Below are 22255 nucleotides of genomic sequence, written 5' to 3'. Positions count from 1 at the left end.
TGTAGTGGCTGAGCCTTCTGCTGTCCGGTAGGCAATCGTTTGTATTGATGATGGCGAATTTTTTGTTATGTTGGCTGTGTCGTTGCTGAAAAGTAGCCACGTCAGCCGTAAGAAATCGTCGGTCGCAGACATCGTCAGTCAGAAAAATAGGGTCGGGAAATGGCAAAAGTATCACTTGAGAAAGACAAGATTAAGTTTTTGTTAGTGGAAGGCGTCCACCAAAGTGCGGTTGATTCACTCCGCGCAGCGGGTTACACCAATATTGAATTTCACAAAGGTGCTTTAGACACAGAATCGCTGAAAGAATCGATTCGTGATGCGCACTTTGTTGGACTCCGATCGCGTACCCAATTGACGAAAGATGTGTTTGACGTGGCTGAAAAGCTGATTGCCGTCGGTTGCTTCTGTATCGGCACCAATCAGGTTGATCTGGATGCTGCTACCCGCCGCGGGATCCCGGTATTTAATGCGCCGTTCTCCAATACCCGTTCTGTGGCCGAAATGGTGCTCGGCGAAATGTTGCTGATGATGCGTGGCATTCCGTCCGCCAATGCCAAAGCCCACCGTGGCGTGTGGCATAAATTGGCCGTCGGCTCGTTCGAAGCACGCGGAAAACGTCTGGGCATCATCGGTTACGGCCACATCGGCACGCAGCTCGGTATTCTGGCGGAAGGTCTGGGAATGCAGGTGTTCTATTACGACATCGAGAGCAAATTGCCGCTGGGTAACGCACAACCGATTGGCAGCCTGAATGAATTGCTGAAAACCAGCGACGTGGTCACGCTGCACGTTCCTGAAACGGCCAATACTAAAGACATGATCGGTGCTGATCAGTTAGCGCAGATGAAACCTGGCTCGTTGCTAATTAACGCCTCACGTGGCACGGTCATTGATATTCCTGCCCTGTGCGATGCGCTGCGCAGCAAGCATATTTCCGGCGCGGCCATCGATGTATTCCCGGAAGAACCCGCCACCAACAGCGACCCGTTCCTGTCACCGTTGTGCGAGTTTGATAACGTGATCCTGACGCCACACATCGGGGGGTCCACGATGGAAGCTCAGGAAGGTATCGGTCTGGAAGTGGCAGGTAAACTGGCGAAATACTCTGACAACGGTTCAACCCTGTCAGCGGTTAACTTCCCGGAAGCCTCGCTGCCAGCGCATGGTACCAATGCCAGCCGCCTGCTGCATATTCACGAAAATCGTCCGGGCGTGCTGACCAGCATCAACCAGATTTTCGCCGAGAAGGGCATCAACATCTCTGCACAGTATTTGCAGACCAGCCCGCAAATCGGCTATGTCGTGATCGACGCCGAAACTGATGTTGCTACGCTAAACAATGCATTGCAACTGATGAAGGCCATACCGGGAACTATCCGCGCGCGTCTGCTTTACTAAAAAGCCTGTACAAATAATTAAGGCGCCTGCGGGCACCATGAAATGAACCCCGAAAGTTGGTTATCCAACAAGTAGGGGTTTTTCGTTTCTATGGGGATTAAGGAAGAACAGGGCAGAAGTTGAAGGTCAGGTAACGCTTCAAATATTCAGAAGTAAGGACATGGTGATAACGCCGCAGAGGAGCAGGGCGCTCATGGTGAGTTCGAACAGGTATCGGCGCAGCATCATTCATCAATACCTCATGACAAAAACTGGAGAAAAAAACACCCGGCAAGCCGGGTGTTCAATAATCAGTCTTGATATCGGTGAGGAGATACCCTCACTAAGACGACTTACTTATGCTGCTGGCGTTGCTTTTGCAGCTGGTGCAGCTTTTTTAGCATGTTTCACGTGTTTTTTAGCAGCCTGTGCTTTCTGAGCTACCGGAGCAGCTTTTTTAGCGTGTTTCACGTGTTTTTTAGCAGCCTGCGCTTTCTGAGCGACCGGAGCAGCTTTCTTAGCATGTTTCACGTGTTTTTTAGCGGCTTGTGCTTTCTGAGCAGGGGCTGCTTTCTTAGCGTGTTTTTTGTGTTTTTTGGCAGCCTGAGCTTTCTGAGCTGGTTTCTTGTGTGCTTTCTTAACTACGTGCTTAGCAGGTGCTTTTGCAGCTGGGGCAGCAGTCGTTGATGTAGCAGGTGCTGGAGCAGCGGTAGTTTCAGCAGCGAAAGCAACAGAAGACAGACCCATTGCAGCGGCAACAACCAGAGCTAATACTTTTTTCATGTTTAATTCCTCAAAATTCTTGGTTTGTATGTGTACCCCACTGCGGGGCCGTTGAGAGAATAATAGGCGCGTCGAACACGGTTGTCCGTGAGTGATTGGTGTCGGCGTGTAACGGTACGTACAAAATTAAAAATCGTTAAATATCAGTGTGTTGATTGGTTTTCATGATGTCGTCGAGTGATAATTTACTGAGTTAGTTACAACATACTTAACGTTCTGCCTACATAAGGTTCAAACAGATAGCCGCCGCGTAAGCGCCGCATCGCTATCAATAAACCGATTTCTGAGGAGATCTGAGGAGAGTTGTGCTCGTTTTTATCACCAACTCTCCTGCCTCTTTCCTTTGGTTTTTCCTCTCTGCTATGCTCATTCCTTTTTATAAAAGAACATAAGATGAAGCACTTAAGTTTTCTTATCGTTGGGGGAATACTTTCCGCCCCGGCGATGGCGATACCCGCACCTGTACCCCCTCAAGTGAAAAGTATTCAATGGATCCCTGAAAATTACGTGCAAGTTGGGGATTCAATCAATGCGCTTTTCCGTATTTCCATGGCCGCTGGTGAGACGAGCGAGATGTGGCTGAATGTCGATTGCCGCACGCAGAAAAAATCGCTCTTAATGATGGATGTCCATCTCAATACGGGCACGGTTTTACGGGCGTATAGCACCAATTCCATTTCACGCTACGCACCTGCGGTTCCCTTTGAGCCGGACGCGAGCAGCCCGCTTGGTCAGGATCCTAAACTGGATGTTTGCCAGCAACATCTCACCGCCCCTCGCTGGGCTGAAATATCAGCCGCCAATGAACAGGGTGACCGCCAATTTGTGGATGTAAACAACAGCGTGAAAGAGGGAAAAATGCTGAAAGTTCGTCTGGCGACGGACTACGCGAAAACCTACATAAAAGAGCAGTATGGTGCCCCTTATTCAGTGAAGATTAAGGACGTGGTGATGAATTGCGAAAATGGTCAGGGTATGACGAAGGCCAGTTATTCGCTCGATAATCAGGGGCTGCTAACCGATGCCAATGTCGTGGCTGACCCCGTGTTTTCTACGCTGCCGCCAGAGCTAGGGGACGTTATAAAGCCATTATGTGAGGTTAAAGACCTCACGCAATATCAAGGGAAGGGGCCATGGGTGGCACGTGAAAAGCCTCTCGCTGATAACCAGCCATCACTGCCTGACTACGAACATAACGACCCGACTCAATTACAACGTTTCTCCCTGCCCGATGCCGTTATGGCGGTGGTGAAAAAAGCCGTCGGCAGTGCGGATCAGCATCCTGCATTCAGTCGCCTTACTTATACGCAGCAATGGGTGGGAGAGGGGGGCAACAGTTCGGACATCGTTATCGATAGACAACCTGACGGCACGACGCTCAGCCTGGATAAAATCCTCATCGGTAATGCGCCGCTTTATATGCAACATCAGCGGCTGTTTAACATGGTCGATCTGCGAGGCTGGGATTCCTTCTCTCCGGCACCGGATATCAGCCGGTCTCTGGACAATTCGTTTGAGGTACCGGTAAAAGCGGCAACGCAATACCAGTGGCATGGCGTGTTGACCAATGGCAGAAAAGCCGGTGAAGAGCAGGCAAAAAGTGAAGTATGCCGTACGGACGATCACTGGCATGACGCGGCGCAATTGAATAAAGCCTTTTCTGGTCGTTACATCGAGCTAACCTGCACGGACGATCGTGGCGACAAGCGACCGATGAGCAGCGATTATGCTTACCTCGAAAATCTGCGCATATTCCTGCGCATTGGTTTTCACGAGAACGGTGAGAAAAAGCGGTTTACCTTGACTGATGTGGTCGTGACGCCTTAATTCTGTCACCAGCTCCAGACCCTGCCCGGGGTAATGATCTCTGGCAGGGGAATATCCCACTCTTCAACCGGTAAACCATCAACCTGCTGGCAATCGTGCGCCAATCCGATGGGATAAGGGCCGCTATGGCGCCAGTTTTTCAGCGTGCGATCGTAGAAACCGCCGCCCATGCCTAAGCGCTGACCTTGATCATCGAATGCCACCATCGGTGTCAGGATGATATCCAGCTGTGACAGCGGGATGAGTTGTGTGACGTCGAGTACCGGCTCGAGGATTTTTAGCCGGTTTCGAATCAGCGGGGTGTCCGGCGTGTAGTGCAGAAACAATAAATGGCCGGCGCTGAACGGGTGGAGTACCGGCAGGCAAAGCTGTTTACCCCTGGCCCAGAGTTGCTCAATCAAGGGCGCGGTATCGAGTTCACCATCAAAAGAAAGAAACACTGAGATTGTTGAAGCGGACTGAATACGCGGATGGGCGGCAACACGTTCTGCGGCCTGTTGGGCAAAAAGCTGTTGTTGTTCAGGGCTAAGGTTTTTTCTGCGCTGGCGGACTTCGTTTCGAAGGGTTTGTCTGAGTGGGGCGTATTGAGGAGTGTGTGGCATAGATACAGAACCAAAAGGGATTGTACCGGGAAAGGAAGGGGAATCTCCGAGATGCCGTCGCAGGCTGTAACCCTTGAACCCATGGTTCAAGGTGAACGTGCTGTCGCAGTCTTTAGGCTTCTCGGACGGACCGAGCATGCGCACCGATTACGGATCATCACATTCTGTTGGTACTAATTATCGGCTCAGGGGACGGGCCCGCTGGCGAACATCTCAGAGAAATTTTTTACTCGTTGCTGACTGCCTGTGACAAGCAAATCAACCCCTTAAGTTATTCAAAAGGTGTCCCTTCACGTTCAGAGATCTTACCTTGTTCGAGCAATGCCTGCTCGATGGTTTGTTGCAGCATCCGAATACGTTGTTCCATATTCGACGCATAGTCACGGGTTTTCAACCGTTCCTGAGCAAGTTCGTGACACACATTCAATGCCGCGATAAAAACTAACTGCTCTGTATTGGTGACTCTAGTGCGAACTTTCAGATCTTGCAACCGCTGATTAAGATCTTCAGCAGCCATGTTTAATGCTTCTTGTTGTTCTGGCGGACAATTCACTCGTAACGAGCGGCCAAAAATTTGAATATCTACCGGTTGTGCAGACATGCCACCTTCCTGCCTTCTTTGAACGCCGCCCCAACCTGATCACTGCATCTCGACACAGGACGTTGGAAGCGACCTCACTATAACTATCTCAATACCAGGTTACAACCCCATGACGAACTGATTGCTGGATGTTTGTCCAGTGCATTTGCCGGCCAAAGTAAGGCTCAACAACTGCCGTTCGCTGGTCTGCTAATCTGGTACTACGACTGACCTTGGTGGTAGCATAACACGAACTTAACCGACCAACGATGGCGAATACGCATGTCTATTGATAATACTTATCCTACTTATGATTCGTTGGATCACGCGCTGAAACAACAATCGGTCGCCCTGACGGCGGCAGAAATGCATGGGCTTATCAGCGGCCTGCTGTGTGGGGGGAACCGCGACGGCAGTTGGCTGACGCTGGTTCATGACCTGACCAATGAAGGCATGGCATTCCCACATACGCTGGCTGATCTCTTGCAGCAGTTGCGCAAAATTACCGCTGATACGCTGGAAGATGACAGCTTTGAATTCAAAATGCTGATGCCTGATGACGAAAAGCCGGTCTTCGAACGTGCCGATGCGCTGGCCGGATGGGTCAACCATTTCCTGCTCGGGCTGGGCATGATGCAGCCAAAGCTCGCCAAAGTGAAAGGCGAAGTGGGCGAAGCGATTGATGACCTGCGCAGCATCGCACAGCTTGGCTATGAAGAAGACGAAGATCAGGAACAGCTGGCGGCATCTCTGGAAGAAGTGGTCGAATACGTCCGTGTGGCGGCGATCCTGTGCTTTGGCGAATTCAGCCACAGTCACCCGCTGGCGCCGGAAAATCCCCAAACGCTGCACTAAATTTTGCATGAATAACGGTTTTCATGAATGACGTTATAACAATGAATTAAAGCGATTTCAGGAGAAGGTGAGATGACTTTGCACGAATACCAGAATCGTCGTCAGGCGCTGTTAGCCAAGATGGCACCCGGCAGCGCCGCGATTATTTTCGCTGCACCCGAAGCAACACGTAATGCCGACAGTGAATATCCTTACCGTCAAAGCAGCGACTTCTGGTATCTGACCGGTTTTAATGAGCCGGAAGCCGTGCTGATTCTGGTAAAAAGTGATGAAAATCATAATCACAGCGTGCTCTTCAACCGCGTACGCGACCTCACGGCGGAGATCTGGTTTGGACGCCGCCTGGGTCAGGATGCGGCACCGACAAAATTAGGTATCGACAAAGCTCTCCCGTTTGACGACATCAACGACCAGCTACACCTTCTGCTGAACGGCCTTGACGTGGTGTATCACGCGCAGGGTTATTACGCCTATGCCGACGAGATCGTTAACCGCGCGATGGACACCCTGCGCAACGGTTTCAAAAAGAACCTGGCGGCACCGGCCACGATGACTGACTGGCGGCCGATTGTGCATGAGATGCGTCTGTTCAAGTCACCGGAAGAAATTGCCGTAATGCGCCGCGCGGGTGAGATCACCGCGAAAGCCCATACGCGTGCGATGGAAAAGTGCCGCGCCGGTCTGTTCGAATACCATCTCGAAGGCGAAATTCATCATGAATTCAATCGTCATGGCGCGCGTTACCCTTCCTATAACACCATTGTGGGCAGCGGTGAAAACGGCTGCATTTTGCATTACACCGAAAATGAATCCGAACTGCGCGACGGCGACTTAGTGCTGATTGACGCGGGCTGTGAATATCAAGGCTACGCCGGTGATATCACCCGCACCTTCCCGGTCAGTGGCAAATTCAGTAAAGCGCAGCGCGAAATTTACGACATCGTGCTGGCGTCGGAATATAAAGCGCTGGAAATTCTCGGCCCCGGCAGCAGTATGCAAGCGGCGACCGAAGGTGCCGTGCGCGTGATGATCGCCGGGCTGGTGAAGCTTGGCATTCTCCATGGCGACGTTGAGACACTCTTTAGCGAGCAGGCGCACCGTCCGTACTTCATGCATGGTCTGTCGCACTGGTTGGGGATGGATGTGCATGACGTCGGCCACTACGGCAGCGTTGACCGCAGCCGAACGCTGGAACCGGGTATGGTGATCACCGTCGAGCCGGGTCTGTACATCGCGCCAGACGCGGACGTACCTGAAGCTTACCGCGGTATCGGCATCCGCATCGAAGACGATATTCTGATCACCGCCGACGGCATCGAGATCTTCACCGGCGACGTCGTGAAAGAAGCCGATGACATTGAAGCGCTGATGGCGGCGGCACGGAAATAATATGAGCATCATTATTGTTGGCGGCGGAATGACCGGTGCCACGCTGGCGCTGGCCGTTTCCGCGCTGACGAAAGGCCGGCTGCCGGTGCATCTGATTGAAGCCTCGAAACCGGCCGGCGATACGCATCCCGGTTTCGACGCCCGTTCTATCGCGCTGGCGCAGGGCACCTGCCAGCAATTGGCGCGCATCGGGTTGTGGTCGGCGCTGGCGGATATTGCCACGCCTATCCGCGACATTCATGTCAGCGATCGCGGTCATGCCGCTTTCGTCAATCTCAACGCCGCGCATTATGGCGTTGAGGCGCTGGGACAGGTAGTGGAACTGCACGGCGTCGGTCAGCGTCTGTTTAAGCAACTCGCAGAGGCGCCGGGCGTTACGCTGCACTGTCCGGCCAAGGTAGTGGACGTTATCCGTTCGCAGGACGACGCCACCGTTACTCTCGATAATGGCCAGCAGCTTATGGCTCAGGTGCTGGTGGCGGCCGACGGCACCCATTCCGAGCTGGCGAAAGCCTGCAACATTAGCTGGCAGCAGGAAGATTATGCGCAGGTGGCGGTTATCGCCAATATCGATACCAGTGAACCGCACCGTGGCCGTGCCTTTGAGCGTTTTACGGCGCACGGCCCGCTGGCGCTGTTGCCGATGTCCAAAGGGCGCAGCTCGCTGGTCTGGTGCCATCCGCGTGAAGCCAAAGCACAGATCGATAGCTGGAGCGAAGAACAATTTCTCGCCGAACTGCAAACGGCCTTCGGTTGGCGGTTGGGTAAAATGCAGCAGGCGGGCACGCGATCCAGTTATCCGCTGCAGTTAAAAACGGCCAATAATCATATCAGTCACCGTCTGGCGCTGGTCGGCAATGCAGCTCAGACCCTGCATCCCATCGCCGGACAGGGCTTTAACCTCGGTTTGCGCGACGTCATGACGCTGGCCGAAACGCTGGCTGCCGCGTATCACGCGGGCCAGGACGTCGGCAGTTACCGCGTGCTCAGCGGCTATCAGCAGCGCCGTCAGCCCGATCAACTGGCGACGGTGGGCGTGACCGACGGTCTGATCCATCTTTTTGCCAACCGCTATGCTCCGCTGATGCTCGGACGCAATCTGGGCCTACTGGCCATGGAGGGTATTACGCCATTGCGCGATGCCTTCACCCGTCGCACGCTCGGTTGGGTTAGTCGTTAAGCCCGGCTTGACGCTTTACAGGAAAAATTATGCAATCTTTTGATGTGGTTATCGCCGGTGGCGGCATGGTGGGTTTGGCGCTGGCCTGTGGATTACAGGGCAGCGGGCTACGCGTTGCAGTGCTGGAAAGCAAACAGCCGGATCGTGATTCGCCATTGCCGGAACAGCCGGGCCTGCGCGTATCGGCGATTAACGCCGCCAGCGAACGTCTGCTTAAGCACATCGGCGCGTGGGACAACATCATTGCACAGCGCGCCAATGCCTATCAGGGGATGGAAGTCTGGGACCGCGACAGCTTCGGCAAAATCGCCTTCCGTGGTGAAGAGTACGGTTTCAGCCATCTCGGCCATATCATTGAAAATCAGGTCATTCACCGCGCCCTGTGGCAGAAAGCGGAGCAATATTCTGATATCACCCTGCTGGCTCCAGCGACACTTAAAAACGTGGCGTGGGGCGAAAATGACGCCTTTATTACCCTCAACGATGACCGCCAGCTCAGCGCGCGTCTGGTGGTGGGTGCGGACGGCGCGCAGTCGTGGCTGCGCCAGCACGCGGATATCCCGCTGACCTTCTGGGACTACCGCCATCACGCGCTGGTCGCGACGATCCGCACTGCCGAACCGCATCAGTCGGTGGCGCGTCAGGTGTTCCACGGTGACGGTATTCTGGCGTTTCTGCCGCTGGCTGACAGCCATCTCTCTTCCATCGTCTGGTCGGTCTCGCCGGATGAGGCGCAGCGTCTGGCAACTTTGACTGATGAAGAATTCAACAAAATCCTCGCCAGCACTTTTGACCTGCGCCTTGGCGTGTGTCACGTGGAAAGTGCGCGTCAGACTTTCCCGCTGACCGGCCGCTATGCGCGCAGCTTTGCGGCACAACGGCTGGCATTAGTGGGCGACGCAGCACATACCGTACACCCGCTGGCCGGGCAGGGTGTGAATTTAGGCTTTATGGATGCCGCCGAACTGGCGTCTGAAATCAAACGTCTGCAAAAAGAAGGCAAAGATTTTGGTCAGCATATGTACCTGCGCCGCTACGAACGCCGCCGCAAGCACAGCGCCGCGCTGATGCTGGCTGGGATGCAGGGCTTCCGTGAACTGTTTAACGGCGATAATCCGGCGAAGAAATTGCTGCGTGATATCGGCCTGACGCTGGCGGACTCCCTGCCGGGTGTGAAGCCAAAACTGGTCCGTCAGGCCATGGGTCTGAATGATTTGCCGGAATGGTTACAGGAAGATGCGCTTCGATTGAAATAATCTAATTCCAGCGATAATTTTTCATTACTTTTAATAATGCGAGGCTGGATGGCTCATTCTGCAAATGGTGAGAAATCTGGCCTCTGCGTTATATAACGTCGATATTTTTGTAGTTCATTTGTGGATTTTGCGCCACAAACCCCATTTTTCCAGTCAAAAACTCTGCACAATCCCCCTCCGACATTCCTGACTTTCACACGCTCCGCATATTTTATCTTATGGTTAGCCAGCGTGTTCAGTGGTAAGTTCAGGCGAGGGTATCGTTTGCGCCACCGCGATAAATCCCGTCCTCATTCGAGTTGTCTCTGCGTTGGCTACCTTCGCGAACCCCGGTTACATACTTGATGTATGCGCTCGGGATTCACTCAGTTGCCGCCTTGATCTAACCCGAATGATTTGGGCATTTCACGCGGTGCGCCGTGTAAGCTAATGAGGGATAAGATGGTTCAGCAGACTCAGCTTTATGAACAACACGTTGCGTGCGGTGCGCGTATGGTCGATTTCCACGGCTGGATGATGCCGTTGCACTACGGTTCACAGCTGGATGAGCATCACGCCGTACGTCAGGACGCCGGTATGTTTGACGTCTCCCACATGACCATTGTTGATTTACACGGTGCCCGTACCCGTGAATTCCTGCGTTATCTGGTGGCCAACGACGTCGCCAAACTCACCGTTCCTGGTAAAGCGCTTTATACCGGCATGCTCAATGCGTCCGGCGGCGTGATTGATGACCTCATCATCTACTTCCTCACTGAAGACTATTTCCGCCTGGTGGTGAACTCCGCTACCCGCGACAAAGATCTGGCATGGATTTCGCAACATGCAAAAGCCTACAACGTTGAACTGACCGTCCGTGATGACCTGGCGCTGATCGCCGTTCAGGGGCCGCAGGCCAAAGAGAAAGCTGAAACCCTGTTTACCGACGCGCAAAAAGCCGCCGTCGCGGGTATGAAGCCGTTCTTCGGTGTGCAGGCCGGTGACCTGTTTATCGCCACCACCGGCTATACCGGTGAAGCCGGTTATGAAATTGCCTTGCCGCAGGAACAGGCGGCTGACTTCTGGCAAAAACTGCTGACGGCGGGTGTGAAGCCTGCTGGTCTGGGCGCACGCGATACGCTGCGTCTCGAAGCCGGGATGAATTTATACGGTCAGGAGATGGACGAAGGCGTTTCCCCGCTGGCAGCCAACATGGGTTGGACCATCGCCTGGGCACCGGAAGACCGCGATTTTATTGGCCGTGCTGCGCTGGAAAAGCAGCGTGAGCAGGGGACTGAACAACTGGTCGGTTTGATCATGACTGAAAAAGGCGTATTACGTAATGAGCTGCCGGTGCGTTTCACCGATGCAGCAGGCAATTCGCAGGAAGGCATTATTACCAGCGGTTCATTCTCGCCGACGTTGGGTTACAGCATCGCACTGGCCCGCGTTCCGGCCGGTATCGGCGAACAGGCCGTGGTGCAGATCCGTAACCGCGAAATGCCGGTGAAAGTCACCAAGCCCGGTTTCGTGCGTAACGGAAAATCGCTGGTTCAGTAAATAATTCATCATTTGTTAACACCTATTTTTGGAGATTTTTTCATGAGCAATGTCCCAGCAGAATTGAAATACGCCGCATCACACGAGTGGGTGCGTTCAGAAGGCAATGGCGTTTATACCGTGGGTATCTCCGAACATGCGCAGGAATTATTAGGCGACATGGTCTTCGTTGACTTGCCAGAAGTCGGCCGCGTTGTGACCGCCGGTGAAGACTGCGCCGTCGCTGAATCAGTGAAAGCCGCATCTGATATCTATTCACCCATCAGCGGTGAAATCATCGCGGTAAATAGCGAACTGGAAGCGTCACCTGAGCTGGTAAACAGCGCGCCATATGGCGACGGCTATCTGTTCCAAATCAAAGCCTCCGACGAAAGCGAAATCGCTAAATTGCTGGATGCCGATGCGTACTTAGCTTCTACCGAAGACTAATGTTGTACCCGCCCCGTAACCTGTTTGCGGGGCGCCATACAGTGCCCGTAGCGTTGTCAGTATCCCCCGACACCTCCATGCAGATTTCAGGAATGCGTAGCAAATGACTCAGACTCTCAGCCAACTCGAAAACAGCGAAGCGTTTATCGGCCGTCACATAGGCCCGTCTTCCCAGCAACAGCAACAAATGCTGGAAGCGGTCGGTGCCGACTCGTTAAATGCGTTGATCCAGCAAATTGTGCCGGTGGATATCCAACTGCCGGGGCCGCCGGCCGTCGGCGATGCGGTCACTGAACATCAGGCGCTGGCTGAGCTGAAAGCCATTGCCAGCCAGAACCAGCGCTACAAGTCCTATATCGGTATGGGGTATACCTCGGTGCTGATGCCGCCGGTTATTCAGCGCAACATGTTGGAAAATCCGGGCTGGTACACTGCCTATACGCCTTATCAGCCAGAAGTGTCACAGGGCCGTCTTGAGGCACTGCTGAACTTCCAGCAACTGACTCTCGACCTGACCGGTCTGGACTTAGCCTCCGCCTCGCTGCTCGATGAAGCGACCGCCGCGGCCGAAGCCATGGCTCTGGCAAAACGCGCCAGCAAACTGAAGAATGCCAACCGCTTCTTCGTGGCTGACGATGTACATCCGCAAACGCTGGACGTGGTCCGTACCCGCGCGGAAACCTTCGGTTTCGACATCATTGTCGATAAAGCCGAAAAAGTACTCGATCTGGAAGGCGTGTTTGGCGTGCTGCTGCAACAGGTCGGCACCACCGGTGAAGTTCACGACTACCGCGCACTGCTGGCGGAGCTGAAATCCCGCAAAATTATTACCAGCGTGGCCGCCGACATTATGGCGTTAGTGCTGCTGGCTGCGCCGGGTGCGCAAGGTGCCGATGTGGTCTTTGGTTCCGCGCAGCGTTTCGGCGTGCCGATGGGCTACGGGGGTCCGCATGCGGCCTTCTTCGCCTGTATTGATGAATTCAAACGTTCCATGCCGGGCCGTATCATCGGGGTTTCCCGTGACGCGGCAGGGAATACTGCATTGCGTATGGCGATGCAGACCCGTGAGCAACATATCCGCCGCGAGAAAGCCAACTCGAACATTTGTACTTCTCAGGTTTTACTGGCCAATATCGCCAGCCTGTATGCGGTATTCCACGGCCCTGAAGGCCTGAAGCGCATCGCATCACGCATTCACCGCCTGACCGATATTTTAGCCGCTGGCTTGAAAAAAGGTGGCCTGACCCTGCGCCACAACAGCTGGTTCGACACCCTGACCGTCGAAGTAAAAGACAAAGCGGCCGTGTTGGAACGCGCGCTGAGCTTTGGCCTGAACCTGCGTACTGATATTCACGGTGCTGTTGGTATCACGCTGGATGAAGCGACCTCCCGTGACGATGTGCAAATCCTGTTTGCCGCCCTGCTGGGGGATGACAACGGTCTGGATATTGATCAACTGGACCGTGCCGTCAGCACCGACAACGCCTCGATCCCGGCCGCCATGCTACGTGTGGACCCCATCCTGACACACCCGGTATTCAATCAGTACCACAGCGAAACCGAGATGATGCGTTACATGCACCGTCTGGAGAAAAAGGATCTGGCGCTGAATCAGGCGATGATCCCGCTCGGTTCCTGCACCATGAAACTGAATGCCGCCGCCGAGATGATCCCGATCACCTGGCCTGAATTCTCCGACCTGCACCCGTTCTGCCCAATTGAACAGGCAGGCGGTTATCAGCAGATGATCGGCCAGCTCTCCCAATGGCTGGTGCAACTGACCGGCTATGACGCGGTGTGTATGCAGCCGAACTCCGGTGCACAGGGCGAATACGCGGGCCTGCTGGCTATCCGCCGTTACCATGAAAGCCGTAATGAGAGCAGCCGTCACATCTGTCTGATCCCAAGTTCTGCGCACGGCACCAACCCGGCATCGGCGCAAATGGCCAGCATGACCGTGGTGGTTGTCGCTTGTGATAAACAGGGCAACATCGATTTAAGCGATCTGCGTGAGAAAGCGGCACAGGCCGGTGACGCGCTGTCATGCATCATGGTGACCTACCCGTCTACCCACGGCGTGTACGAAGAAACCATCCGCGAAGTGTGCCAGATCGTCCATCAGTACGGCGGTCAGGTTTACCTCGATGGCGCGAACATGAACGCACAGGTGGGGATCACCACGCCGGGCTACATCGGCGCGGACGTTTCGCACCTCAACCTGCATAAAACCTTCTGTATCCCACACGGCGGCGGCGGTCCTGGCATGGGCCCAATCGGCGTAAAAGCGCATCTGGCACCATTTGTTCCGGGCCACAGCGTAGTGCAGATTGACGGCGTACTGACCCAAAACGGTGCAGTGTCCGCGGCTCCTTTCGGCAGCGCCTCGATTTTGCCAATCAGCTGGATGTACATCCGCATGATGGGTGCTGAAGGTCTGAAACAGGCCAGTCAGGTGGCGATTTTGAACGCCAACTACATTGCAACCCGTCTGAAAGACGCCTATCCGGTGCTCTATACCGGCCGTGATGGCCGCGTGGCGCACGAATGTATTCTGGATATCCGTCCGCTGAAAGAAGCGACCGGCATCAGCGAAATGGATATCGCCAAGCGTCTGATCGATTTTGGTTTCCATGCCCCAACTATGTCATTCCCGGTCGCGGGTACGCTGATGGTTGAGCCAACGGAATCTGAAAGCAAAGTCGAAATCGACCGCTTTGTTGATGCACTGCTGGCAATCCGCGCTGAAATTGACCGTGTTGCCAAAGGCGAATGGCCGCTGGAAGACAACCCGCTGGTTAACGCCCCGCACGTACAGGCCGAGCTGGTCAGCGAGTGGTCACACCCGTACAGCCGCGAACTGGCGGTCTTCCCGGCAGGCAGTGATAACAAATACTGGCCAGCGGTGAAGCGCCTTGATGACGTATATGGGGACAGAAACTTGTTCTGTTCATGTGTACCGATGAGTGATTACGAGTAAGGCTCGTTTTTTCTGACTGAGTCAGTCTGAGTCAATTTCGGTTTTTTAGGTGCGATGATCACATCACTCACCGCGCCGAAACCGAGCAAAGGGGGAAGTGCTTTCCCCCTTTGCATTCCCCCGCTTTTTTCACTCCGCGCTACCGCTAAATTGGGATGGACGTGTTTCAGGTATTTCTGTTATAGCCGCAAAATGTCGTCGCTTAGGCGGTTCCCGAATTTCAGGTTTCGAGCCTTGTGGTCTCGAACCATTCATTCGGCGTCATTTTTGAATGCGGCCCTGGCTTTTTAATTCACAACCTCGCCACTTTTGACTTAGTGTTTTGATTTAAAAAACCAACATGGCGCGCTCAAAAATCTTGCTGAACGGAGCGGCTTCGAGACCTGTGGCTCGAAGACCGAGTGAAGGTACCGCGAAGCGGCAAGATTTTGCGGCACCCACGATAATTACAGAATGCGTCCTTCGTCCCAGCGGTAGCGCGCAGTTAAAAAAGCTCGGATTGTTAAGGCCCGAGCGACTGCGGGCCTTGACGCGGGTTTGGGCGGCAGCCCAAGGTTTGCCGGTGTGGGCCAGCGCCCACGGTGTTGACGTTGATTTAAGGGGTTTCAAGGACGCAACCTTAACTATCGTGCTCTACAATTTGCTCACTTTCCAAAAGGAGTCACCTATGAATCGCGTAGCGTTAGTCACCGGCGCCAGCCGTGGCATTGGCCGTGCAACGGCGATATTACTCGCTGAACAGGGTTACGCCGTCGGCGTCAATTACCTGAGTAATGAAGCCGCCGCGCTGACCGTCGTTGATGAAATCACCTCCGCAGGGGGAAGGGCTATCGCCCTGCAAGCTGATATCGCCGATGAAACCCAGGTCGTGGCGATGTTCAAACGCCTGGCTGCCGAACTCGGCCCGTTAACCGCGCTGGTCAACAACGCCGGGATCCTGTTTCAGCAATCGACTATCGAAAACCTCAGCGCCGCCCGTATCAACAAAGTGCTCTCCACCAACGTAACCGGTTATTTCTTATGTTGCCGGGAAGCGGTGAAAATTATGTCGCATCGTCATGGCGGAAACGGCGGGGCGATTGTGAATGTCTCTTCGGCGGCCTCCCGTCTGGGTGCTCCGGGTGAATATGTGGATTACGCGGCATCGAAAGGTGCGATTGACACCCTGACCACCGGTCTGGCGCTGGAAGTGGCGGCCTACGGTATCCGTGTTAACTGCGTGCGTCCCGGTCTGATCTACACCGACATCCACGCCAGCGGAGGCGAACCGGGGCGCGTGGATCGCGTGAAGGCTAACCTGCCGATGCAGCGCGGCGGCCAGCCGGAAGAGGTGGCGCAGGCTATTGCATGGCTGCTGTCAGATTCCGCTTCTTATGTGACAGGCAGTTTTCTCGAGCTGGCGGGCGGTAAATAAGTTTGCTGATGGAGGACTAATCCTAAACTCCCTCTTTTTGCCGATGAGATCATAACGTTTCTGCCGATTTGCTTTATCTTCTCACGTTCAGACCTGCAAAATCCGGGTCTGAAAATGCTGAGGGTAAAGGACGCTCAGGATATTCATTCCAGGCAGGAGACGCATTTTATTTATGAGATCGTTAATAAAGTTTGGGGCATGGTTGCTCTTTGTCTCTGGTATAAGCCAGGCCTCCCTATTTGTACCGGCTGATTCCGTCCAAACTGCCTCACAAATATTTCCAGTGGCGCCGCCTATTTCTTCGCCAAATGGCCTGCGCCCGTGCTGCGCTTTTGGGTATGACCTCAAGACCGGCGTACTGGGAGTCACTGTGCCATTTTACCGCATTAATAATGTGGTTGAAGCCGATGATTTGGGCCAGCAACATTACAATAACCGTCTACTGGGCGCGGTGAGCAATATTCTGGGGATGAGTTCGGAACATTCCGGCGTTGTCTACACTACACGGGGTGGGTTTATCGATATTGCCCATGTCCGGGATACCGCAGATATGACGTTTTATATTTTCAGTCATCTGTGGCAGCAACTTGGGCAGGAGATTGAAATTGATACGGGCGAAGAGCTGGCACAACGGCGGATAAAGCTATTTGCCTTCACGCCACCTGCCGATCCGGCAAAACGCTATGAACTGGCGGCGGCTCTCTCTGCTTATCTGGCTTTTCAGATCGCAGCCTGGCATGAGATTGCACAATGGTATGGTTATCAGTCCATTCCAGGTTTCTCCGAAGAACTTTCCGGTTTTTCTCCTGAAGATCTTTATTCGAACCTGCTGGGAGCCGAACTTGGCCTGACACTGATCCAAAAAAATCAGGTTTCTTCTGTCGCCCGCTACAATCTGGCGATGCCTGTTGTGCTTCAGCAGGCGTTGCATCAATTGGGTGCCGTTTCTGCGGATCAGACTCGTGAGCAGTTCAATCAGTTAGATGGACAGTGGTGGGACAGTCAGCGGCATTTGCCCGAAAAATTTCTCGTGTTGAACCGTAATTATGAAACCGGAGACTCACGCTTTCCCACGCCGGTGCCTGGTGAAACTGCATCTCCTGTCGCACTCATGCTTTCACACGATGTGGCGGGATATACACTTTCATCTCTGGCCGAGCTGCAGCTCTGGCCGGGTAAAAATATGGCACAGTTGCCGAAACCTGAACGATTCTACACCTTCCGTGATTTCCCGCTGCTGGCCAGATATGCTCAGCAGCAGGATGCGACCGAGCTGATGAAACTCCATCCCTGAGATTAACCACGCCACTTACCGGTGAACCCATATTCACCTGCAGATTTCCTGAAGACGCTGCCCGGCGTCTTTTTGCTTTGCCAACGTCTGTAAAACGGTCACGCCCACACAAACGGTCATCTTCGGTCATGTTTAGACACGAGGATTTGTGACCGTTTGCTGAAATCCCTCTGCCCGCTTGCATCTCAAATGACGATTTAATGGCGTCTCCGCCACAGATCCAAACTTTAACATTTCATCTCTTTGCCTGTTTTCGTGACAACTATCACATGACCAGCGCAACGCCAAGAGTGCGCGGTCGCCTTTGAGGCACCCCGCATTCCGCTTTCTGCGGTCTGCGTATCCTATTAAACATCGGGAAGAGGAAAAATCATGCTGCCTGTAGAACGTCATCGCTTTATTACCGAAGTCCTCGCTCAGAGAGGGCGTGTGCTGGTGCAGGAAGTGGCAGAGCTGTGCCACATCTCGCTGGAAACCGCGCGACGAGATCTGGCGCTGCTGGAAAAGCGCGGAATGTTATTACGCAGCCATGGTGGGGCAGTATTTGTTGAACCTCAGTCGGCTGAAAAGCAGTACGTGCCGTCGCAGATTGAACAGGGAGAATCTTTCCGTGACCGCAGCAATCAGTCGCCGGACAGCAAAACCCGTATCGCCAAACGGGCATTGCAGCTGATTAACCCCGGTGACTGTCTGCTGCTCGACAGCAGCTCCAGCAGTTGGTTTCTGGCGCGGCAGTTGCCGGATATCCCGCTGGTGGTGCTGACCAACTCGCTGCACATCATCCAGACGCTGGCGGTAAAAGCGAACGTCAGAACCATTGGCCTTGGCGGCGAGTACTCCGGCAAGTACGAGGATTTCATCGGCATTTATGCCGAACAGATGCTGAAAGAGTTCGTCATCAACAAGCTGTTTTTCTCCTGTCACGGCATCAGCCATGAAGGGGGAATCCGTGAGAGCAACGAGCACCATGCCCGGCTCAAACAGCAGATGCTGCTCTCCTCAGAACACAAAATTTTGCTGGCAGATGCCAGCAAATTCGGCCGCCGCTCTTTTGCGCGGATTTGCCACTACCGGGAAATAGACACACTGATCACGGATCATCTGGATGATGAGGAATTCCGGCAGGAGCTGGCCTGGAGCAACGTCAACGTGATTGAAGTTGCCCCGTTACCCCTACAAAAGAAAACCAAAAACAGCCGCGGCGTTGCCTGAACTTCTCAGGCAGCGACTGTGGAAAAATAGAACATCTGTGGAGAAACATCATGAAAAAGTCCGTACTCGCCTGTTTGTTCGCTTCAGCGCTGTTATCCGTTTCAGCGGCGCATGCCGCTGACAAAATCCGCATGGGCGTGGTGGTGAAAGTGGGCGGCAACGCCTGGTTTAACGCCATGGAAGTGGGCATCAAAAGTGAAGCGGCGAAACGCGGCATCGATGCCTGGCAGGTTGGGCCGACCAGTGCTGACCCGGCGTTACAAGTCCGTGCCATTGAAGACCTGATTGCGCAAAAAGTGGACGTGATAGGCGTGGTGCCAAACGATGCCAAAGTGCTGGAACCGGTGCTTAAACGCGCCCGTGACGCCGGCATTAAGGTCATCGTGCATGAGTCGCCAGACCAGAAATATGCCAACTGGGATTTCGAAATGGTCGACGCCACCCAGCACGGTATCAACCACATGATTGCCCTCGCTGAGTGTATGAAAGAGAAGGGCGATTACGCGGTATATGTCGGCAGCCTGACGGTACCTTTGCATCAGAAATGGGCTGACGCAGCGGTGAATTACCAGAAAGAGCACTATCCGAACATGCATCAGGTGGGCGACAAGTTTGGCGTGGGTGAATCCCTTGACGACACCATCCGCACCACCAATGACCTGATGTCCAAAGATCCGAACCTGAAAGGCATTCTGGCGATCGGTTCACAAGGCCCGATCGGTGCCGGTCGTGCGGTACAAAACCGTGGCAAAAATGGCGATGTCTGCGTCTACGGCCCGTTCAGTCCGGGACAGGGTGCCTCTCTGGTGAAAAGCGGCGCGATTAACGGCGGCTTTATCTGGAACCCGATGGTGGCCGGTGAAATCTTCGTACGCATCGCCGACATGATGGAAAAAGGTACGCCAATCACCGATGGCATGGACATCGAAGGCATGGGCAAGGTGAAAGTTGACGAGGCGACGCACACCATCCTCGGCAATAAAACCGAAAGTCTCGACAAGGCGAACTTGCCGAAACTGGTCAAAATGGGGCTCTGATGATGGCGACCTCCGAGATTATCCAGACAGACAACGCGCCGCTGATTGATGTTCAGAATCTGTCGGTGACTTTTGGTGGCCAGCGGGCGCTCAACGAGATATCCCTGCGGCTGATGCCCGGCGAAGTGCACTGCCTGGCGGGTACCAACGGCTGCGGAAAAAGTACGTTGATCAAGGTGATCTCGGGGGTCTATCAGCCGGACAACGGTTGTCAGATAGCCCTGGGCGGTCAGGTTTTCAGCAAGCTCAGCCCGGATCAGGCGCGCCAGTTTGGCATTCAGGTGATTTATCAGGACTTGTCGCTGTTTCCGAATCTGAGCGTGGCGGAAAACATCGCCTTTGACCACAACCTGCAAGGGCTGATGGGCTGGTACCGCCCGTCACGCCTGCGCGACACCGCAAAACGTATTCTCAGCGAACTGAATTACCAGCTGGATCTCGATGCCAAAGTGGCGTCGTTACCTATCGCTCAGCGCCAGCAAGTGGCGATTTGCCGCGCACTGGTGGCCGATGCACGTTTAGTCATCATGGATGAACCGACCGCGTCGCTCACCCGCACCGAAGTGAATCAGTTGCTGCGCACCGTGCATTACCTGAAAAACAGAGGCATCAGCGTGGTGTTCGTCAGCCATCGTCTGGACGAAGTGCTGGAGATCTCCGACAGCGTTACGGTGATCCGTGACGGCAAAAAAGTCGGCAGCTATCCGGCGGCGGAAGTCAGCAGTGAACGCCTGACCGAGCTGATGACCGGCCTCAAACTCGACTACCGCCTGAAAGCCGCCAACCTCAATGACCAGCGCATCATGCTGGAGACTGACAAACTCAGTCGCGCCGGGCAGTACCACGACGTCAGCTTTAAACTGCACGCCGGGGAAGTGCTTGGTCTGTGCGGCCTGCTGGGCTCCGGTCGTACCGAACTGGCCCTGAGTCTGTTCGGCATGACGAAACCGGACAGCGGAAAAATCTATCTCGACAGCAAACCGGTGCGTTTTCGCGGTCATGAGGACGCGATCAAATCTGGCATCGGTTATGTGTCGGAAGACCGGCTGACGCTCGGGCTTATTCAGCAGCAGTCGGTCGGTGATAACACCGTGCTGGCAATCATGGACCAGTTGCGTAGCCGTTTTCACCTGATCGACGAATACCGCAAAAACAAAATCATTCAGCAGTGGATTGAAAAACTGGGCGTCAAAGTCGCTAATCCGGATCAGGCGATCTCCACGCTCTCCGGCGGTAATCAGCAAAAGATCGTACTGGCGAAATGGGTGCTGACGCAGCCGAAGATCCTGATCCTCGACTCGCCTACCGTCGGCGTAGATGTCGGTGCCAAAGCCAGTATTTATCAACTGATCCATCAACTGGCCGAAGAGGGGATTTCGATCCTGCTGATCTCCGACGAAGTGCCGGAAGTTTACTTCAACTGCGACCGCGTTTTGCACTTTAGCGAAGGCACGGTGAAGGGCGAATACCTGCCCGGCAATATCACCCAACAACAACTTGCGGAGGCGGTGAATGCTTAATCTCAACCGGTTACGCCCGGCCAGTAACGAGGGCTATCTGGCCTGGGTTCTGGTGGTGGTGATCGTCACATTTTCGCTGCTCAGCGACCAGTTCCTGACCCTGCAAAACCTGCTGGATCTGTCAGAAAGCTACGCAGTCAGCGGCATTTTTGCCCTCGGTCTGTTCGTGGTGCTGGTGACCGGCGGCATCGATATTTCCTTTGCTGCCGTCGCCTCGGTGGTGCAGTACGCCATCGCTACGCTGGCCATTCATTACGGTCTTTCCAGCCCGACCGGCACCATTTTACTGGCGATCGCGATCGGCTCCGTTTTCGGCATGATCAACGCCATTCTGATCTACTGCCTGCGGATTGTGTCGATCATCGTCACCATCAGTATGCAGTCGCTGCTGTTTGGCATGCTGATGTGGCTGACCAACGGCACCAGCCTGTACGACCTGCCGGAGTGGTTGGTGACGCCGCTGCAGGTGCTGCCGTTTAGCGTTGGTACCCAGCATTATCAGATTGGCCTGCCGCTGGTGGTGATGCTGGCGGTGGCCGGGCTGACCTGGCTTTTACTCAACAAAACCCATCTGGGCCGCCAGTTGTTTGCCGTCGGTGGGGATCAGGAATCGGCGCGGCGCATCGGTATACGCGTCGGCGTGCTGCACCTGTTCGCTTACGGCTATCTCGGTGCTATGGCTGCTATCGGCGGGCTGGTGCAGGTCTACCGCGTCGGAGAAGTGGTGCCGAATGCGCTGGTCGGCGGGGAACTCGACGTGCTGGCCGCGGCAGTGCTCGGCGGTGCCAGCCTCAACGGTGGCAAAGGCAGCGTCGGTGGCACGCTGATGGGCGTCTTCCTGATTGGCCTGCTCAAGAACGGACTGAATCTGATCGGCGTGTCCAACTACTTCATGAACATCGTGATCGGCGTCGTGATCGTGGTGGCTATCACCGTCACTCACTACAAAAAACGCAAAGAAACCGATGTCGGCTTCGCCTGAGG

The 22255-nt window shown here is 54.4% G+C and carries 18 protein-coding genes and 1 other RNA gene; 15 read left to right on the top strand and 4 right to left on the bottom strand.

Features of this window, described 5'->3' with window-relative positions; all coding sequences use genetic code 11:
• Positions 1-159 precede the first annotated feature (159 nt).
• A complete protein-coding gene (gene serA / locus ACZRKO_RS16065; RefSeq protein ID WP_463738252.1) occupies positions 160-1398 on the top strand; it encodes a phosphoglycerate dehydrogenase in 1239 nt (412 codons plus the stop codon).
• A 336-nt stretch (positions 1399-1734) separates the two neighbouring features.
• Here serA and asr read toward each other — a convergent pair whose 3' ends face one another.
• Entirely contained in the window at positions 1735-2160 is a 426-nt protein-coding gene (gene asr / locus ACZRKO_RS16060) for an acid resistance repetitive basic protein Asr (RefSeq protein WP_463738251.1), read from the bottom strand.
• Between the two features lie 393 nt (positions 2161-2553).
• Here asr and ACZRKO_RS16055 point away from each other — a divergent pair, with 393 nt between their 5' ends.
• The gene (locus ACZRKO_RS16055) at positions 2554-3987 is read left to right on the top strand and encodes a hypothetical protein (RefSeq protein ID WP_463738250.1); all 1434 of its coding nucleotides are present in this window, start codon (positions 2554-2556) and stop codon (positions 3985-3987) included.
• A 5-nt stretch (positions 3988-3992) separates the two neighbouring features.
• Here the strand turns inward: ACZRKO_RS16055 and ACZRKO_RS16050 are convergent, their stop codons facing one another.
• The 3 genes from ACZRKO_RS16050 to zapA form a co-directional block, all read right to left on the bottom strand.
• Positions 3993-4589, bottom strand: a complete 597-nt coding sequence (locus tag ACZRKO_RS16050; RefSeq protein ID WP_463738249.1) for a 5-formyltetrahydrofolate cyclo-ligase — start codon at positions 4587-4589, stop codon at positions 3993-3995.
• Between the two features lie 39 nt (positions 4590-4628).
• Positions 4629-4812: non-coding RNA, 6S RNA (ssrS, locus tag ACZRKO_RS16045), on the bottom strand.
• A gap of 48 nt (positions 4813-4860) precedes the next feature.
• Positions 4861-5190 (bottom strand): cell division protein ZapA, encoded by a 330-nt coding sequence (zapA, locus tag ACZRKO_RS16040; RefSeq protein ID WP_463738248.1) that lies wholly within the window; start codon positions 5188-5190, stop codon positions 4861-4863.
• Between the two features lie 261 nt (positions 5191-5451).
• On the opposite strand from zapA, the gene ACZRKO_RS16035 reads away from it, so the two are divergent.
• The 13 genes from ACZRKO_RS16035 to ACZRKO_RS15975 all read left to right on the top strand — a co-directional run bounded on the left by ACZRKO_RS16035 (position 5452) and on the right by ACZRKO_RS15975 (position 22253).
• On the top strand, positions 5452-6024 hold the full coding sequence (locus ACZRKO_RS16035) for a YecA/YgfB family protein (RefSeq protein WP_463738247.1): 573 nt from the start codon (positions 5452-5454) through the stop codon (positions 6022-6024).
• Between the two features lie 72 nt (positions 6025-6096).
• Complete coding sequence (pepP, locus tag ACZRKO_RS16030; RefSeq protein WP_463738246.1) at positions 6097-7413, top strand: Xaa-Pro aminopeptidase; 1317 nt, start codon at positions 6097-6099, stop codon at positions 7411-7413.
• 1 nt (position 7414) lies between these two features.
• Entirely contained in the window at positions 7415-8593 is a 1179-nt protein-coding gene (gene ubiH / locus ACZRKO_RS16025) for a 2-octaprenyl-6-methoxyphenyl hydroxylase (RefSeq protein WP_463738245.1), read from the top strand.
• A gap of 29 nt (positions 8594-8622) precedes the next feature.
• Complete coding sequence (gene ubiI / locus ACZRKO_RS16020; RefSeq protein WP_463738244.1) at positions 8623-9849, top strand: FAD-dependent 2-octaprenylphenol hydroxylase; 1227 nt, start codon at positions 8623-8625, stop codon at positions 9847-9849.
• 441 nt (positions 9850-10290) lie between these two features.
• Positions 10291-11388: a glycine cleavage system aminomethyltransferase GcvT gene (gene gcvT / locus ACZRKO_RS16015; protein ID WP_463738243.1), complete on the top strand. Its 1098-nt coding sequence runs from the start codon at positions 10291-10293 to the stop codon at positions 11386-11388.
• A 42-nt stretch (positions 11389-11430) separates the two neighbouring features.
• On the top strand, positions 11431-11817 hold the full coding sequence (gene gcvH / locus ACZRKO_RS16010) for a glycine cleavage system protein GcvH (RefSeq protein ID WP_463738242.1): 387 nt from the start codon (positions 11431-11433) through the stop codon (positions 11815-11817).
• Between the two features lie 103 nt (positions 11818-11920).
• Positions 11921-14794, top strand: coding sequence for an aminomethyl-transferring glycine dehydrogenase (gene gcvP / locus ACZRKO_RS16005; RefSeq protein ID WP_463738241.1), 2874 nt, complete (start codon positions 11921-11923; stop codon positions 14792-14794).
• Positions 14795-15461: 667 nt separating this feature from the next.
• The gene (locus ACZRKO_RS16000; RefSeq protein WP_463738240.1) at positions 15462-16208 is read left to right on the top strand and encodes an SDR family oxidoreductase; all 747 of its coding nucleotides are present in this window, start codon (positions 15462-15464) and stop codon (positions 16206-16208) included.
• A gap of 172 nt (positions 16209-16380) precedes the next feature.
• On the top strand, positions 16381-17502 hold the full coding sequence (locus ACZRKO_RS15995) for a DUF4056 domain-containing protein (protein ID WP_463738239.1): 1122 nt from the start codon (positions 16381-16383) through the stop codon (positions 17500-17502).
• Between the two features lie 372 nt (positions 17503-17874).
• On the top strand, positions 17875-18714 hold the full coding sequence (locus tag ACZRKO_RS15990; RefSeq protein WP_463738238.1) for a DeoR/GlpR family DNA-binding transcription regulator: 840 nt from the start codon (positions 17875-17877) through the stop codon (positions 18712-18714).
• A 50-nt stretch (positions 18715-18764) separates the two neighbouring features.
• A complete protein-coding gene (locus ACZRKO_RS15985) occupies positions 18765-19751 on the top strand; it encodes a substrate-binding domain-containing protein (RefSeq protein ID WP_463738237.1) in 987 nt (328 codons plus the stop codon).
• A 2-nt stretch (positions 19752-19753) separates the two neighbouring features.
• Positions 19754-21271 carry a sugar ABC transporter ATP-binding protein gene (locus tag ACZRKO_RS15980; protein ID WP_463738517.1) on the top strand — a complete coding sequence of 506 codons (1518 nt, stop codon included), beginning with the start codon at positions 19754-19756 and terminating at the stop codon, positions 21269-21271.
• Positions 21264-22253 (top strand): ABC transporter permease, encoded by a 990-nt coding sequence (locus ACZRKO_RS15975; RefSeq protein ID WP_463738236.1) that lies wholly within the window; start codon positions 21264-21266, stop codon positions 22251-22253. Before ACZRKO_RS15980 ends, ACZRKO_RS15975 begins: the two co-directional genes overlap by 8 nt.
• Positions 22254-22255 lie beyond the last annotated feature (2 nt).

The organism is Ewingella sp. C233 (genome assembly GCF_055407225.1).
This window is presented reverse-complemented; position numbering and strand designations above follow the sequence as displayed.